This is a genomic window from Terriglobales bacterium, from assembly GCA_035487355.1.
GTDB lineage: Bacteria > Acidobacteriota > Terriglobia > Terriglobales > Acidobacteriaceae > QIAW01.
Map to the genome: position 1 here is coordinate 1 of DATHMF010000086.1, position 16950 is coordinate 16950.

Sequence of the window (16950 nt, forward strand, 5' to 3'; positions counted from 1 at the left end):
ACAGGGGCCAGCCTTACAATCGATGGGGGATACATCGCATAATTGAGAACGAGGAGAGATGGATATGGCCCGACCGAAGGAATTTGATCTAGAGAGAGCTCTTCATCGTGCCATATCCGCCTTCTCTCAAAAAGGCTTTGCCGCCACGTCAACCGACGAGTTGATGCGTGCAATGGAGGTAGGTCGGCAAAGTATGTATGACACTTTCGGGGACAAACGCGCCCTCTTCTTGAAGGCTCTCGAAGTCTACGTCTCGGAAAACGGTCGCGCCATGAATGTCGAACTCCGAGCTCCAGGGTCACCGCTTGCTGCTATCCGGAGCGCATTGGTTCATTTTTCAGAACGCAAAGATCTTTCCAGTACAGATGGTTGCATGGGGATTAATGCCATCTGTGAGTTCGGGATGCGCGATGAAGACGTGACGCGAATTATACGCCGTGCTGCCAACGCACAGCGTCACACGCTCATGGACACATTGAGACGAGCTCGGATGGAAGGCGAACTTGATGCTCGGACGGACATTGAGAGTCTTGCCGATTTCTTTGAAAGCACGCTGGCAGGAATAAGGATTGCTGCGAAAGCGGGAAAGACTCGGTCAGCCCTAAGACGAATCGCTGAGATTGCATCTGGCACGTTTGCCGATGCTAAATCATCGGTCCTGTGAAGTCGGCTAGTGACACGTCGCACGGAGAGAAATTTGAATCTTATTCTGGATAATATAATCCAATAAGACAGGTTGCAACTCTTTGCCGTTCTACGGACGCAACCAAATTTATGACTCAGCTGATCGCGGAAGCCGAAACGGTCTTTTCTAAATATTCGAAGGAGAAATTCTGATGAATGATCCCCACAAGTTCGGTACGGAGTTTGGATCTGATCATGCACTCGAACAAAGGACACCTATTGTCAGTCACCATGACACCATCAAATGGTTTGAGGCAATCCCCGGAGAACAATTGTGTATTCGGGTTCACGGAACACAGGTGAATGGCCGCTTTGCAATTATGGAAAATATCGCGTCGCCAGGCACAGCAACACCTATGCACTTCCATGCGGAAGATGAAATTTTTCACATCCTTGAAGGGACTGTGACCTTCAGCATCGACGGCGACGTTTTCAATGCCTCCGTCGGCTCAATTGTGGTTATTCCAGGAGGCGCACATCACGCGTGGAGGAATCGTTCGAACGCTCCGATCCGCATGTCGACCTTCTTTTCACCAGGTGGAATAGAAGAGCTTTACCCCAAGCTTGTCGGCTTGTCGTTAGAAGAGCTATCTACTGTAGTCGAACCATTCGGATCAGGCATTGTTGGACCGCCCATCGATGAGTAACGTCTCCGCAGCGGACGTTTATCTCGACGGCCCACAATGAGTCGCAGGGACAGGCGGCGTTGCGGACTTGCTAGAGCAGGCGTTTAGCGCTCAAGCGGACCATTAGAAATATTCACGTGCGCTTCGGAATCATAAGTCTCGCAACCGCGGCACTTGTAACGGACAGGCCTGCGCAAATGAACATGACGATCCTGAATCCGAATGCAAATGCATCCCCAATCATTTCTTTAATGGCAAATCTCGTAGCAGTATCCAGAGCAGCGGGTACCTGCAAGCCGGCGAGCCTGATCTCTTCCGATTGGAGCTTCTGTAGCATGCCGGGCGGCAGTGACAGATAATCGAGGCTGTTGTTCAGGCGAGAACCAAAGGCTTTCACCATCACAATCCCAAGAACTGCAATTGCAAGCACACTCGCGACTCGGGCAACTGCATTGTTGATTCCAGAAGCGGTACCGACGCGGTCTTGATCTACGGAATTCATTACCACGGTGGTGAGAGGAGCCACGGTGAGCGTCATCCCGAATCCCAAGACAACCAACGCCGGGAAAAAAGACTTCCAATAGCTACTTCCAACAGACGGCAAGGCAAACAGAACCAAACCCACAGCGGCAATGAGCGGCCCGATCGTCAGCGGACTCCTTGGCCCGTAGCGAGCAACGAGTCCGCCAGCCCAGCGGGAAAGAAGGAACATCAGCAGGATCAGGGGAAGCATGGCAGCGCCCGCTGCAGTCGCCGAGTATCCCTGGACTTGGATTAGGTTCAACGGGAACAAGAAAAAGAAAATTCCAATCGCGGCATATAGAAAGAGCGTAAGCAGGTTGGCGCCACTGAAGCTGCGAGATTTGAAGAGCGTGAGCGGCACCATCGGCGAAGCAACACGAGCTTCGACGAAAACGAGCGCGATAAGACACCCGAAAGCAACGATCAAACTCCCGAAGACCAGGGGATTGCCCCACCCCAGGTTGAGGGATTCGAGGAAGCCGTTTACCAAACCGCCTAGCCCTAGCGTGGCAAGAAAAGCTCCGACCCAATCGACGCGCGCTGTAATGGCGCTGCGGCTTTCCGGAATTTGCCAAAGCGAAATCGCTATCACCACCGCTGCAATCGGGAGATTGATGAAAAATGCCCAGCGCCAGGAGGCATGCTCAACCAGCCAGCCACCAAGAACGGGCCCAACTGCGGTGGTGATCGCGGTAAAGCCAGACCAGGTGCCGATCGCGCGGCCACGATTTTTCTCGCCGAAAGACGTACTGATAATCGCAAGGCTGCCGGGCACCAGCAATGCAGCCCCAATACCTTGAATGCTCCTGGCAATGATCAGGTGATGAATGTTTGCTGCGATTCCGCAAGCCAGGGAGGCCACGGCGAAGATCGCCACACCCACCACGAAGATCAGGCGACGGCCAAACAAATCACCGAGCGAGCCTCCGACCAGAATCAGTGCACCGAGGAACAGTCCGTAAGACTCGACCACCCATTGCACATCTACCACCGTTGCATGAAAGCTCGCCTGGATCGCAGGCAGAGCGACACTGACGACTGTGCTATCGATGAAAGCCATGCTGGAGCCGAGAATGGTTGCAGCGAGTATCCAGGATCTCGTCTTTGCTGCACACGGAGCCTCGACAGGCCCAGTTCGGATTATGGCTTCATCGCAAGGTGGTCTCATAAGCGCTATGGATGCTATTCGGAGCGCATAAGGTTCTGAACGTTACTGAAGCACAGAGAGTGTGCGGCCCCGACCCTGACCTATGATGCCCGAGTTAGGGGCAATGCGGAAGCTATTCCGGGCCAGAAGTCGGCTTATGAGAACTAATCCCGCTTCTGGGTGATCTTCAGAAACCGGACTGCTGAAACGCGACTTGTAAATCAGACTGCATGCTTCCGCGTGCATCCAAACTCCATCTGCGGATTTCAAGTTGCTCGGAGTTGCAGGTCGCATTTAGGATGGTTCCTCCTGGGTTGCCGCCCAAGAGGGGTTCTTTACAAGGAGGTTTCCCTTGAGGCTCCGTTTCAATCGTGGATCAGGTCACTCACTCGTGATGGCTGGAGTCTTGTTCTGCTGGGCGGCAACATCCGTTGCGCAGACCGGGACGGCTTCCATCGCCAGCACACCCGGGCAAGCCATTCCTGGAACGCAGGGAGCAAGCCCATTCGCCAGCAGCGTACCGGCAAAGCCCGTTGCGGGCGTGATTCCGATTTCGCTGCAGGAGGCGATTGACCGCGGGTTGAAGCAGAATCTCGGGCTCCTGCTTTCGAGTTCAGACATCCGTTCCGCCCGCGGAGAGCGCTGGGAGCAGTTGAGCGCACTCCTTCCCCATGTGACGGCATCACCCTACGTGAACGTTTCACAAACAAATCTCCAGGAGCTGGGCATTTCGCTGAGCTTGCCCGGAGTCAAGCTGCCCTCTTCGGTGGGTCCCTTTTCTTATTTCGACGCGCGTGTCGCCGTAGCTCAGTCGCTGTTTGACTGGAAATCCATCAATAATGAGCGCGCCGCGGCGCAGAACTTGAAATCTACGGAATACAGTTTTAAGGATGCCCGTGATCTTGTGGTGCTCGCCGTAGGCTTCACCTATTTGCAGGCGATCGCTGACGAGGCCCGGGTCGAGACGGCTGAAGCGCAGGTCCAGACTGCACAGGCGCTCTACGATCAAGCGACCGATCGGGTGACCGCCGGCGCTTCGCCGGCCATTGATAGCTTGAGGGCAAAGGTAGAACTCCAGACCCGGCAGCAGCAGTTGATCCAGGCGAAGAACAACTTAGCGATTCAGAAGCTGACCGTGGCGCGCGTCATTGGGCTGGCCCCGGGGCAGGAGTTCCAACTGACCGACAAATCGCTCTATCAGCCCTTCGAGGGCATCAGCGTCGATGAGGCGCTCAAGCGTGCTTACGCTTTGCGCTCGGATTATCAGGCGGCCACGAGCACGGTGCGCGCTGCGGAATTTACCCGCAAGGCGGCGGTCGCCGGATATTTCCCCTCAGTGTCTTTCAACGCAGACTACGGAAGAGGAGCAGCGCATCCCTCGACGGCGACGGAGGTGTTCGACGTGCGCGGAACCCTGTCCATTCCAATTTTTACGGGCGGCAGCGTTCATGGCGACGTGTTGCAGGCAGACGCGAGACTCGAGCAGAGTCGTGAACGCCTGGAGAGCCTGCGCGCTCAGATCGACGCGGACGTTCGCACCGCATTGTTGAACCTGCAGTCCTCGGCGGACCAAGTCAACGTGGCGCGCAGCAACATTGACTTGGCGGAGCAGACGCTGGCGCAGTCGCGCGATCGTTTCTCGGCGGGCGTCGCCGATACGGTGGAAGTGGTGCAGTCGCAGGAGGCGGTGGCGAGCGCCCACGAACAGTACATCTCCAGCCTCTACAACTACAATTACGCGAAAATTTCCTTGGCGCGGGTCTTGGGTATTGCCGAAGAGGGCGTTAAGGAATACTTCAAAGGAAAATGATCATGGCAGAAGAAAACCCAACCCCTTCGGAGATTGGGACAAGCCACCAGTCTATGGCCAGCGCACCCCCCGCACCGCGTTCGTACTCTCGGCCGAAGCGCCGCCGAAACATGCTCATTGCGATTGGCGTGCTGATAGTGCTCGTCGTCGGCATATTCCTGTGGCGGTATTTCGGCAGCTATGAATCGACTGACGACGCTCAGGTTGATGTCCATCTCTATCCGGTCAGCGCGCGTATTTCCGGCTACGTGATCCGCGTTAACGTAGAAGACAACCAGTGGGTGCAGAAAGGGACTGTACTGGCAGAGATTGATCCGAGAGATTATGAAGTTGCTGTAGCGGAGGCGCAAGCCAACCTGGCGAATGCGGAGGCGACCGCGCAATCGCTGAATATTACTGTGCCCATCACTTCGGTGAACACTTCGAGCCAATTGACGTCTACGGCATCGGGTATCGAAAACGCCAGAGCGGGAGTCGTTACCGCTGAAAAGCAACTCGTGGCCTCCCATGCCCAACTGGAGCAGGCGGAGGCCGAGGATGTGAGGGCTCAAGACGATCTCCGCCGTTACAAGCAGCTGGTCGACAAAAAAGAAGTGGCCGAGCAAGTTTACGATCAGGCCCTGGCGACAGCTAAGGCAAGCACGGCGGCAGTGACCGGTGCTCAGGCTAATGAATCTGCGGCGCAGCAGGGTGTGCGACAAGCGCAGGACCGCCTGGTGGAGGCGCAGGCGAACCGCCAGTCCGCGGAAACCGGGCCTCAGCAAGTATCGTCAACGCGGGCTCGCGTGCGGGCCGCAATTGCTGATGTGGAGCAGAAACGCGCGCTCCTGGAGCAAGCGCAACTCAATCTGCAATACACCAAAATCGTTGCCCCGGTCGATGGCGAGGTGAACAAGACAGTAGTCGTGGGGATGAATGTTCAGCCGGGACAGCAATTGCTCACCGTGGTGCCTCTGGACGAAGTATGGATCACCGCAAATTTCAAAGAAACGCAGCTCAAGCACATGCGGCTGGGACTGAAAGCAAAAATTCACGTGGATTCCACAGGCCGGACGTTTATGGGTCATGTAGATAGCATTGCCGGCGCCACCGGCCCACTGTTCAGCTTGCTTCCGCCCGAGAATGCCACCGGCAATTACGTAAAAATCGTGCAAAGGATTCCAGTCAAGATCGTTCTCGAACTCGGCGAGAACAAAAATCGTGAGCTTCGGCCGGGCATGAACGTAGTACCCGATGTGTATCTCCAATGAGCTCCGCTGCCCTGACCCTCGACCAGGATGTATGGCAGCCCAAGTACAACCCTTGGCTGATCGCGGTTGTCGTGGCGCTTGCAGCGTTCATGGAGGTCCTCGATACCAGCATCGCCAACGTGGCCCTGCCGTATATGGGGGGAAATCTAGGGGCGAGCAACGACGAGAGTACCTGGGTCCTGACGTCTTATCTGGTGTCAAATGCTATTGTTCTGCCCATCAGCGGATGGCTCGCAGGCACGCTGGGGCGCAAACGTTTTTTCCTGGGCTGTTTGTTTGTGTTTACGCTGAGCTCTCTGCTTTGCGGGATGGCGCCGAGCCTTGGTCTTCTTCTCTTTTTCCGGATACTGCAGGGCGCGGGCGGCGGCGGGCTACAGCCCATGGCGCAAGCGATTTTGGCAGACACCTTTCCGCCGCATCAAAGAGGATTGGCATTTGCGCTCTACGGTATTACCGCCGTCACGGCCCCAACCATTGGCCCGACTCTGGGCGGGTGGATCACCTTCAACTATTCGTGGCGATGGATTTTTTTCATCAATCTCCCGGTCGGGTTGGCTACGTTGTTTCTGGTATACCGTTTCGTGGAAGATCCGCCCTATCTGGCGCGCCTGAAGAGCGCAGGGGTAAAGCTGGACTACGTTGGTATCGCTTTGCTGGCACTGGGCGTCGGGGCACTGCAAATCATGCTGGATAAGGGCCAGGAGGATGACTGGTTTGGGTCAAGCTTCATCACGACTTTGGCCATTACAGCAGCGGTCTGCCTGCTGTCTCTGGTGATCTGGGAGTGGTTTCAGAAAGCGCCGATCGTCGACGTTCGCTTGTTCAAGAGCTTTAATTTCGCCACCGCCAACTTGATGATGTTTATGCTGGGAATCGTATTGTTCAGCAGCCTGGTGATGCTGCCGCTTTTCTTGCAGACGCTGTTGGGATATACCTCACAGCTCGCGGGACTGGCGGTTTCGGCAGGCGGACTTATGCTGCTGCTCGAAATGCCCATCATGGGCCAATTGACGACCAAGATCCAGGCACGATATCTCATCGCTTTTGGTTGGCTGTGTTTGGCGGTTGCTATGTTCTACTCCACAAAGCGCATTGACTTACAAATCAGCTTTAATACCGCGCTATGGCTGCGCGTCGCTCAGGTGGTTGGCTTGGGGTTCCTGTTCGTGCCGATTTCGCTTGTGGCCTATATCGGAATCGCGCCGGAGAAGAACAATGCGGTCGCCGGGATCGTCAATTTCATGCGCAATATGGGGAGCAGCGTCGGCACCTCGTTGGTCACCACATTGCTGGCGCGGCGCTCACAGTTCCATCAGCACACCCTGGTGAGTTATACGCGGCCAGACAATCCGAATTTCCAGAATGCGTTAAACGGATTGAGCACACGCTTGGCTCACTCCGGCTTGAGCGCGCCCGCGGCACGGGGGCTGGCGATCGCCAGGATTTATCAGGAGCTGCAAGCGCAGGCTTCCTGCCTGGCATATATTGATACCTTCATGGTCCTCGCGGTAGCTGCGGCCATCATGATCTTCCTGGCTTTCCTGTTGAAGAAGAATGATCCTGGCGGTGGCGGCGCGCCGCGATTGGAATGAGAATAATATGGAAATAGGCGGGGCGCTGGATAACAGCGTTAAAAAAAGCAAATGATCAGGGTTGTTACGGTTGAACGAGAATACGGATCGGGGGGCGGCGAAATCGCAGCGCGCCTTGCGGGTCAACTTGGATGGAAGCTCTGGGACCAGGTGCTGACCGAGGAAATCGCCCGGCTTGCAAAGTGCCCCAAGGCGATTGTCGAAAGCCGCGAGGAGAAGAACGATCCTCTCTACTACCGGCTGTTCAAGTCGTTTTTGCGCGGCAGTTATGAAGGAAACCTGAACGCTCACAAGCTGAACCTTGTTGACAGTGAAAGCATCCTGAAGATCACTCAGAAAGTTGTGGAACACGCGGCGGGCAAAGGAAACTGCGTTATCGTCGGAAGGGGGTCGCAACATTTCCTGGCAAACCGCCAGGACGCGCTGCGCGTGTTTCTTTACGCTCCCAGGGAAAACAAGGTGCAGCGGCTTATCTCTCGCGGCAAAGAAGAAAGGGAAGCCGAGGAGCTGGTGGACACCGTCGATCGCGAACGCGCCGATTTCATTCAGAAGTACTTTCGCGCTGAGTGGCCGAACCGGTCCTTGTATCACGCCATGATCAACACCGCGGCGGGCGATGAGGCGGTGGTTCAGGCTATTTTGAGTTTCATGAAAATCGTGGATTCAAATACTTTAGTGCCTCATTAAGAATCCTGAGCAACGCACCGGCTCGGAAATCTTTTTCGGTACACATTCCAGTTAGGGCTGGGAATGGCACTAGTTCCTTTCTACAGCTATGCTTTTGGTTGATTATTAATGAGTACGCGAGTTTACTGCGCTCCGATTGCCACTTTCTCCCCCAGAAAATGCGGTTGCTTGCGGAGCACATAAATGTCGAGCACCGCTTTCACTCTGGCCAAATGCTCGCGCATTCGCGTTCCAAAGCTGTTGTAAGCGTCAACTTCGGGCGCGTTGAATCCAATTGCATCCAGTCCGTGATGGTTCGCGATAAAGATCGCTCGCTGATTATGAAATTCCTGGGAGATAATCGTGATCTCTGTCTGTCCGAACACTTCTTTCGCCCGGACAACTGAATCCAGGGTCCTGAAACCGGCATAATCGGCGTAGATTCTCCCGGCGGGTATGCCCTGTGTAATGAGTGCATTTTTCAGGTCTGCAGGTTCGTCGTAGCCGAGAGTGTGGTTGTCTCCGCTTACCAGAAGATAATCGACTTTCCTTTGCTGATAAAGGCTCACGGCCGCTGCTACGCGATTCTGAAAAAACAGATTGGGCCTGCGATCAGGCAAATATTCCTGGCAGCCTAGAACCAGTCCGACTCGGCGGTGCGGAATCGCTTGCACGTCGGAATAGGTCTTGCCTTTCGAGGACCGCACAATCACCAGGTTGGCGATAAACACCGCGATGACGGCGAAGGCACCAGCCGCCAGCACCAACTTGAATAACCTGCGCTTCATCGAGTTCTTCGTCATAACCATAGGCTACTCGGAGCTGTGGCTTAATGCAGGTCAGTTTTGATATTGTTTCTTGGCCCTCAGCACGCAATTTGCCCAGGCCCTATGGATTCAAACGTAGAATCAGCCCGCGTACCTGACGTCAAACAACAACTCCGCCGCGAGATGGGCCTGTGGGATGTTCTGCTGTTCAACATCGCCGCCGTGCTTGGTCCGCGCTGGATCGCCGCCGCCGCGCATAATGGCACATCTTCCATCAGCCTGTGGATCATCGCCGCGCTCTTCTTTTTTGTGCCCACCGCCATGGTCATAACGGAACTTTCCACGCGGTTTCCCCACGAAGGCGGGCTCTACATTTGGTCAAAAGAGGCTTTTGGCGATTTTCATGGCTTCGTAGCCGGCTGGACTTATTGGATCTATACGATTTTCTACTTTCCTGGATTGCTGATGGCCAGCGCCTCAATGGGGGCTTACATTCTTGGAGTCAGGGGCGACGTTATTGCTCATAATCGAGCGTTTATTTTGGCTGGCTCTCTGCTGCTTCTCTTCGTGGCCGTCTGGCTCAACATCATCGGACTGAATATCGGCAAATGGCTGCAGAATGCCGGAGGAGTGGGCACATATCTTCCTCTGCTCATGCTGACGGTGGTCGCCTTCCTACTCTGGAAGCAGCATGGATCGGTGACCCACTTCACGTGGACCAATATCAAGCCCACGTGGAATTGGCACACCGTGAATTTTTGGTCCCAGATTGCCTTCGCTTTCACGGGGTTGGAGTTGGCTTCAGCCATGAGCGATGAGGTTAAGAATCCACACAAGACCTTTCCACGGGCCATTTGGGGCTCAGGTGTACTGATTGCTCTGATCTATATTATCGGCACGATCGCAGTGTTAATCATGCTGCCTGCGGAGCAGGTGAACGCCGACAGCGGCGTTTTCCAGGCCCTCACCTCCGGCTCTGTCATGCTGAGAGTGGGCATAGTAGGTGTGATTGCAGCTATTCTGGTCAGCGTAGGCAATGCCGGAGGGGTAGGAAGTACAGTAGCCGGTGTCGCCCGAGTCCCCTTTATTGTCGGCGTGGACCGTTATATGCCGGAGATATTCAGCCGAATCCACCCCCGCTGGCGGACGCCGTATGTTTCGATTCTGGTACAGGCAGGATTCTCTATACTTGTACTTCTGCTGGCTTCGTTCGGGGAAACGGTCAAAGGTACGTATCAGGGGTTGGTGGATGCGGCCATCATTCTCTATTTCGTACCGTTCTTATACATGTATGCGGCTGTGATTAAACTGGCCTATCGAAAAGACCGTCAGGAGACCAGGAATGCAATCCTGATCCCAGGTGGAAAAGCAGGAGTATGGATTGCTGGTAGCCTGGGGTTTATCGTAGTTGCAGTCAGTATTTGTTTGTCGGTAGTGCCGCCCGGAGAAACAGCCAATAAGACCGTGTTTGTGATTAAACTAATAGGTGCAACTTTGGGGACGATAGCCTTGGGCCTGATCCTCTATTTTCGGGGTGCCCGGCAGAAGTCCAAGGCGGCGGCTTAGGTTTTTGGCTATATATTCACATATCCAGGCAACCAAACCGTGAAAAAAGTACTCGATATTTAGGTGTAGTAGTGTTTTGCCCCGTTTCTGGGGATATCCTAAAATCAGTATAGGAAATTAATGGCTAAGCAGGGTTGCGCGGCCCCATTTCCGGCGCGGCTAATACAACGAGCGGGTATATTGCCGCATCCTATTGGAAGCGGCCTAGATAAGGCTTTCTTGACACAAGCTAAGAAAATACTTGCATCTGGGATCACGGAAGCAGAGGCAATAGACAGGGCTAAACAGGGCGATGCAGAATCGTTTGAGGCTTTGTACGGATTGCATAAGCGCCGTGTCTATTCGCTGTGTCTGCGGATGACCGGGAATACTGCCGAGGCTGAAGATTTGACCCAGGAAGCGTTTCTTCAGCTCTATCGTAAAATCGCGACCTTCCGGGGTGAGTCGGCATTTTCCACCTGGTTGCACCGGCTGGCGGTCAACATTGTGCTCATGCATTTACGCAAGAAAAGTTTGCCCGAAGTTTCACTGGAAGAGCAAATGGAACCCCAGCAGGAAGACGGACCCAAGAAAGATATAGGCGCCCGCGATAACGTACTGGCGGGCTCGATAGATCGCGTTAACCTGGAGCGTGCGGTTGAGCATCTGCCGCCCGGTTATCGCATTATTTTTGTGCTGCACGATGTTGAAGGCTACGAGCACAATGAAATTGCCGAAATGATGGGATGCTCGATTGGAAACAGCAAATCGCAATTGCACAAAGCAAGAATGAAACTGCGGGACTTGCTTCGCATCAGTCATAATGAAAAAGTACCGCAACACTGAGGACTGTAGGACTTGGTAAGTCTTAAGGGGAGAAGTAAGAAGTATGAATTGCACTGATTTTCAAAAAGTTCTGCCGGATGTCATGGAAAGCGGCGTAGGGGCCGAGGAATCTGCACACCTTCACTCCTGCGCGGTTTGCTCTGACCTGGTTCAAGATTTGAAATATATAGCGGAAGCCGCCCGTATGCTGGTTCCGATGGAAGATCCTTCTCCGCGTGTATGGGAGAACATCGAGCGGTCTCTGGAGCGCGAAGGGCTCACTCGTCCGGTCAGAGGTACGGTGCGCATGGATCCCTTTCTGATCCCCGGGCCCCGGCGTACTAACTTTTATGGGTGGGCTGGGATCGCAGCTCTGGTCTTGGTGGCCCTTACCATACTCTCTTATAATCGCCTGCATACCCCTCTTGAGCTTCAGAAGGATGGCTCAACTGTGGCAACTACTTCCACGGTAGACGCCAGCGGTATTAGCGCTGACGACAAACAGCTTTTGAGCGAAATCACACATAAGAGTCCCTCCATGGGAGTAACCTACAAAAAGAAAATGAGTAGTGTGGAAAACTATATTAAGGAAGCTAAGGACTCAGTAAAATTGGATCCAGGAGATGCCATCGCCCGGCAGCAGCTCATGAATGCCTATCAACAACGGGATTCGTTGCACGAAATGGCCGTCTCATATACCACCCGATAGGGTTGCATAACTTGTAAAATGAAAGACTGCAGCAGGAGAGAGATATATGAATTATAGGAGAGCAAGCGCAGCAGTTCCCGGTACCCACATGTTGTCTGCGGGAATGCTGGTCATGGTTGCCGCAGCCAGTCTTTGGGCGGCTGACACGCGAAAAGAATTCAAATACACAACCACCCCGGGCAGCAACGTCACGGTGAGCAATGCATTCGGTGAGATTGTGGTTCGTCCTGTAGCAGGACGGCAGGTTACCATCACCGCCACCACCCACTCCGATAAGGTCGCGATAGATAGCGCCCAATTGGGGAACCGGGTCCATGCCACCACAAACTTTCTGCAGCAGGTTGATTCCAAAGAAGGCCAGGTAAACTACGAGGTTTTGGTGCCTTCCGATTGCAACGTGGTGATCCAAAACGGCAGTGGCATGCTCAGGCTCTCTGGCGTGCGCAGTGATATTTCCTTAAAAGCTGATGAAGGCCAGGTTGAAGTTTCTGATATCAATAATTCTCACGTTCACGTGCAAACCGTCGATGCCCCCATCACGCTCACCAACGTCCGCAGCCAGCATGTAGAAGTGGTCTCCAACGGCGGCAAAGTACTACTGACTAAGGTGACCGGGCACGAGGTCTCCGTAAATACCGACACTGGCGATATTGCCTATGACGGAGATTTTGCCGGCAACGGGCGTTATTCTTTAATGAACCATACCGGTAACATCGACGTCACTTTGCCCTCCACCGCCTCTGTAGACCTGACCGCGCGTTCCATGCAAGGCACAGTGCTGAATGATTTTCCCTTCCAACCCAAACTTTCGACGAATCCAGTGCCTCTTCGAGGAAGCTCCTTTCTAGGCAGCACCTTCAAAGGCACTCCTAAGTCTATCTTCTCTCAGGTAGATGTCAGTTCCTTCAGTGGTACAATCCGCGTTAAGAAGCGTTGAAAAGACTTTGTGTCGTAAAAATCCGGCAGGATGGTTCGAGCGTCATTGAAAAACAATGACCAGCCGCCTGCTGTTTTCCTCATCGGCTTCATGGGAGCCGGGAAAAGCACCGTGGGCCAATATCTGGCCCGGCACAAAGGATGGCGGTTTACCGACCTCGATCGTCTGATCGAGGAACACGAAGGCCGCACCATCGCTGCGATCTTTCAAAAATCGGGAGAAGCTGTATTTCGCAAGCTTGAGACGGAACATTTGCAGAGGCTGCTCGGGCAGCCCCGCTCTTCCCTGCCGCATATTGTGGCACTCGGAGGCGGTGCCTATGCGCACGAAGAAAATGCGCGCATGATTCGCGCAGCGGGCGGGGTGGTTATATTCCTGGACGCCCCGATGGAAGAGCTGCTGCGCCGTTGCCGGGCAGAACCGAACGCGCATGTGCGTCCGAATCTGCAAAATGAGAAGATATTCCGCAGGCTCTATGAAGAACGTATGGCCCACTATGCACGCGCGAACGTTCGCATCGAGACCACGGGCAGGCAGGTTGAGGAAGTTGCGCGCGAAGTGGAGCAATGGTTACGAAAGGCAAACATTCTGTGGGAGGAATCGTGAAAAAAACTGTCGTGCAAGCATTGTTGGTTGCGCTGTTTGTATTGGCATCGTCTTTTTCCTGGGCCGCGAAGAAACCGGAGGCGCCCAAAGGCGGGTCGCAAACCGTAGATGCCGGTTCGTTCGGCATTTATAAATCCGGGCACCGCGTGGCGACAGAAACTTTTCACATTGAGCAAAACGCTGATTCCAGCACGACCACCTCGGAGTTCAAGCTGGAAGACGGCAGCGCGCACCAGGTATCGGAATTGCTGTTGAGCCCTCTGGGCGAGCTGCGCAAATATTCGTGGCATGAAGAAAAAGGCGGACCGGCGCAAGCCACGGTGACCCCCAGCGACCAGATTCTGATGGAACATATGGTGGATAGTGACCAGAAGCCTCACGATGTTCCCTTCATTCTGCCTCCATCAACAACCATATTGGATGATTACTTCTTTGTGCATCGCGAGCTGCTCCTGTGGAAATACGTGGCCTCTTCCTGCGCCAGTTTCGTCGATTGCAAGCTCAGTAAAAGCAGTATTGGGGTCATCAATCCGCATCAAGCCGATTCCTACACTGTGAACCTGGAATATGTAGGCCAGGAAAAGATCACCATCCGTGGGACTGAGCAGCAGCTCAGGCGTTTTAATCTCAAGTCAGATGATGACGACTGGGCTCTGTGGATGGATGACCACATGAAGCTGGTCAGGCTCATGAAGCCCGGCTCCGATACCGAGATTGTTCGCGACTAAAAGCCAGCGGCTCTTCGTGCCCGGTTTGCCTGTTATAAAATTAGAAATTCAATCTGCGAATTTATGCTTTCCAGCAAAATCCCGGTTGGTATTCTGGGCGCCACCGGCGTTGTGGGCCAGCGTTTCATTCAACTGCTCGAGCATCATCCCTGGTTTGAAACCGCCTGGCTGGCTGCTTCCGAGCGCTCTGCCGGGCAGACTTATCAATCGGCCGTCCGTTGGCGCTTGAAGACTGCTATTCCGAGTGCCGTCGCCGGCATGAAAATCGCACCGGCAGCTCCAGCAGGCGCCCCCAAGCTTATCTTTTCCGCTTTGGATTCCCCCGTGGCCGCCGATCTTGAGCCCAAATTTGCCACTGCCGGACACTCAGTCATTTCTAATTCCAGTGCCTTCCGCATGCAGGCCGATGTTCCTCTGGTGATTCCCGAGGTCAACCCCGACCACGTGCGTTTGCTCGAAACCCAACCCTGGCGGCGCGAGTCCAACGGATTCCTCGTGACCAACCCCAACTGTTCAACCATTGGCCTGGTCCTGGCGCTGGCTCCTTTGCATCATCAATTCGGGGTAGAAAAAGTTTTTGTGGTCACCATGCAGGCCATCAGCGGCGCCGGATACCCGGGCGTTGCTTCTCTCGACATCCTCGGCAATGTAATTCCCTACATCGCCCAGGAAGAAGAAAAAATGGAGTCGGAATCATGCAAGATGCTGGGCAAGCTGAACGGGGTTGGCATTCTGCCCGCTGATATACAGGTGAGTGCGCACTGCAACCGCGTCCCGGTAGAGGACGGCCACACCGAATCCGTCTCCATCAAACTGAAGAAACCTGCCAGCCGGGAAGAAGTTCTGGGGGCTTTGCATGAATTTCGCGGGGTCCCTCAGGAGCTGCGCCTGCCCAACGCGCCGCCCAGTCCTATAGTCCTGCTCGACCAGCCTGACCGGCCCCAGCCGACGCTCGATGTGGATATGTCCGCGGGCATGGCGGTTACCGTAGGCCGGCTGCGTCCCTGCCGACTGCTCGATTGGAAGTTTACCGTCCTCTCGCATAACACCATTCGCGGAGCAGCCGGGGCCGCACTACTCAACGCGGAGCTGCTCAAGGCGCAAGGATACCTGTGATCGTCATGAAATTTGGCGGCACCTCCGTCGAGGATGCCGCCGCCATGGAACGCGTTCGTGAAATCGTCCGCGGACGTCTCTCCCAAAAGCCCATCGTCGTGGTCAGCGCCATGGCCAAGGTCACGGACCAGTTGGTCGCCATGGGCGAAGCCGCCGGCCGTGGTGACCGAGAATCTGCCCTGGCGACGGCGCGCGCCATGCGCGAGCGCCACTACAGTACCGCCAGCGAGCTGCTGGGAACCGGACTGTTCACCAGGTTTCATGCTGAGCTGGAAGGCGACTTCAACACGCTGGATGAGCTGTTGCGCGGCATCGCCGCGGTGGGCGAAATTACTCCGCGCAGCACCGATGCGCTTCTCTCTTTTGGCGAGCGCCTTTCCAGCAAGATCGTTGCTTCGCTTTTCTCGGCCCGCGGCATCAACTCTGCTTTGGTAGATTCCCGCTCCTGCATCATTACTGATGGCGCACATACCCGTGCCGTCCCTTTGTTTGACGAAATTAACTCCCGGCTTCTTGCTCAGGTCCAGCCCCTGGTGGAAAAAGGTATAGTTCCCGTTATGGGAGGCTTTATCGGCGCCACGCTCTCCGGAACTCCGACCACCATCGGCCGCGGAGGCTCCGATTTTTCCGCCGCCATCGTCGGCGGTGGGCTGAACGCCGAGCGCATCGAAATCTGGACCGACGTGGACGGCATGATGACCACCGACCCCAGGCTCTGCTCCGAGGCCCGCCGCATCAAAGAAATCAGCTTCGACGAAGCCGCTGAACTCGCCTACTTCGGAGCCAAGGTGCTGCATCCGGCAACCATGCTGCCGGCCATCCAGAAAAATATTCCGGTCTACGTGCTCAACTCGCGCAACCCGAAGAGCGAAGGCACGCGCATCACCGCGCGCGCCCCGCACTGTAGAAACGCCATCAAAGCCATCGCCGTAAAAAAGCGCATCACCATCGTGGACCTGGTCGCCACACGCATGCTGATGGCCCACGGCTTCCTGCGCGCCGTCTTCGAGGTCTTCGACCGCCACCGCTGCCCGGTGGACATGGTTTCAACCTCCGAGGTCAGCGTCTCGCTTACCATTGATTCCAATGAGGCCATCCCCGCCATCGCCAACGACCTGCAAAAGCTGGCCGACGTGAAATATGCCGGCCGCAAGGCTATCATCTGCCTGGTAGGCGAAAATGTGCGGGAGACGCCAGGGATCGCCGGCCAGGTGTTCAGCTCGGTCTCTGATGTAAATGTGCGCATGATCTCCCAGGGCGCATCGGAGATCAACATCAGCTTCGTGGTGGATGAAGACGATGTCCCGCGCGCGGTGCAGAAGCTGCACCAGAAGTTTTTTGCAGAAGTGGACCCGGCAATTTTTGAATAGCGGTTGCTACAACTGGAAGGTGGCTGTTTGGCGATGCTATCGTTGATTGT

16 protein-coding genes are annotated in these 16950 nt (G+C 55.0%); 14 read left to right on the forward strand and 2 right to left on the reverse strand.

Annotated features, from left to right (window positions below):
- The first annotated feature begins 64 nt into the window (after nt 1–64).
- Nucleotides 65–664, forward strand: coding sequence for a TetR/AcrR family transcriptional regulator (locus VK738_15430; protein ID HTD24048.1), 600 nt, complete (start codon nt 65–67; stop codon nt 662–664).
- A gap of 172 nt (nt 665–836) precedes the next feature.
- Nucleotides 837–1331 (forward strand): cupin domain-containing protein, encoded by a 495-nt coding sequence (locus VK738_15435; protein HTD24049.1) that lies wholly within the window; start codon nt 837–839, stop codon nt 1329–1331.
- 112 nt (nt 1332–1443) lie between these two features.
- On the opposite strand, the gene VK738_15440 is transcribed toward VK738_15435, so the two are convergent.
- Nucleotides 1444–3000, reverse strand: a complete 1557-nt coding sequence (locus VK738_15440) for an MFS transporter (protein ID HTD24050.1) — start codon at nt 2998–3000, stop codon at nt 1444–1446.
- A 331-nt stretch (nt 3001–3331) separates the two neighbouring features.
- Here VK738_15440 and VK738_15445 point away from each other — a divergent pair, with 331 nt between their 5' ends.
- The 4 genes from VK738_15445 to VK738_15460 are packed head-to-tail and all read left to right on the forward strand — an operon-like array spanning nt 3332 to nt 8318.
- Nucleotides 3332–4789 (forward strand): TolC family protein, encoded by a 1458-nt coding sequence (locus VK738_15445; protein ID HTD24051.1) that lies wholly within the window; start codon nt 3332–3334, stop codon nt 4787–4789.
- A gap of 2 nt (nt 4790–4791) precedes the next feature.
- The gene (locus tag VK738_15450; protein HTD24052.1) at nt 4792–6039 is read left to right on the forward strand and encodes an HlyD family secretion protein; all 1248 of its coding nucleotides are present in this window, start codon (nt 4792–4794) and stop codon (nt 6037–6039) included.
- Nucleotides 6036–7631, forward strand: a complete 1596-nt coding sequence (locus VK738_15455; protein HTD24053.1) for a DHA2 family efflux MFS transporter permease subunit — start codon at nt 6036–6038, stop codon at nt 7629–7631. The genes VK738_15450 and VK738_15455 overlap by 4 nt, the downstream gene beginning before the upstream one ends.
- A 51-nt stretch (nt 7632–7682) precedes the next feature.
- Nucleotides 7683–8318, forward strand: coding sequence for a cytidylate kinase-like family protein (locus tag VK738_15460; GenBank protein HTD24054.1), 636 nt, complete (start codon nt 7683–7685; stop codon nt 8316–8318).
- A 122-nt stretch (nt 8319–8440) separates the two neighbouring features.
- On the opposite strand, the gene VK738_15465 is transcribed toward VK738_15460, so the two are convergent.
- Nucleotides 8441–9085 (reverse strand): ElyC/SanA/YdcF family protein, encoded by a 645-nt coding sequence (locus VK738_15465; protein ID HTD24055.1) that lies wholly within the window; start codon nt 9083–9085, stop codon nt 8441–8443.
- 102 nt (nt 9086–9187) lie between these two features.
- Here VK738_15465 and VK738_15470 point away from each other — a divergent pair, with 102 nt between their 5' ends.
- The 8 genes from VK738_15470 (at nt 9188) to lysC (ending at nt 16900) form a co-directional block, all read left to right on the forward strand.
- The gene (locus VK738_15470) at nt 9188–10630 is read left to right on the forward strand and encodes an APC family permease (GenBank protein ID HTD24056.1); all 1443 of its coding nucleotides are present in this window, start codon (nt 9188–9190) and stop codon (nt 10628–10630) included.
- A 180-nt stretch (nt 10631–10810) separates the two neighbouring features.
- The gene (locus VK738_15475; protein ID HTD24057.1) at nt 10811–11455 is read left to right on the forward strand and encodes a sigma-70 family RNA polymerase sigma factor; all 645 of its coding nucleotides are present in this window, start codon (nt 10811–10813) and stop codon (nt 11453–11455) included.
- Nucleotides 11456–11498: 43 nt separating this feature from the next.
- Entirely contained in the window at nt 11499–12143 is a 645-nt protein-coding gene (locus VK738_15480) for an anti-sigma factor (GenBank protein HTD24058.1), read from the forward strand.
- Between the two features lie 46 nt (nt 12144–12189).
- Complete coding sequence (locus tag VK738_15485; GenBank protein ID HTD24059.1) at nt 12190–13080, forward strand: DUF4097 family beta strand repeat-containing protein; 891 nt, start codon at nt 12190–12192, stop codon at nt 13078–13080.
- 45 nt (nt 13081–13125) lie between these two features.
- Nucleotides 13126–13686: a shikimate kinase gene (locus VK738_15490; protein ID HTD24060.1), complete on the forward strand. Its 561-nt coding sequence runs from the start codon at nt 13126–13128 to the stop codon at nt 13684–13686.
- Entirely contained in the window at nt 13683–14414 is a 732-nt protein-coding gene (locus VK738_15495; GenBank protein HTD24061.1) for a hypothetical protein, read from the forward strand. Before VK738_15490 ends, VK738_15495 begins: the two co-directional genes overlap by 4 nt.
- Before the next feature lie 63 nt (nt 14415–14477).
- Nucleotides 14478–15530 (forward strand): aspartate-semialdehyde dehydrogenase, encoded by a 1053-nt coding sequence (asd, locus tag VK738_15500; GenBank protein HTD24062.1) that lies wholly within the window; start codon nt 14478–14480, stop codon nt 15528–15530.
- A gap of 5 nt (nt 15531–15535) precedes the next feature.
- On the forward strand, nt 15536–16900 hold the full coding sequence (lysC, locus tag VK738_15505; GenBank protein ID HTD24063.1) for a lysine-sensitive aspartokinase 3: 1365 nt from the start codon (nt 15536–15538) through the stop codon (nt 16898–16900).
- The last annotated feature ends 50 nt before the right edge of the window (nt 16901–16950 follow it).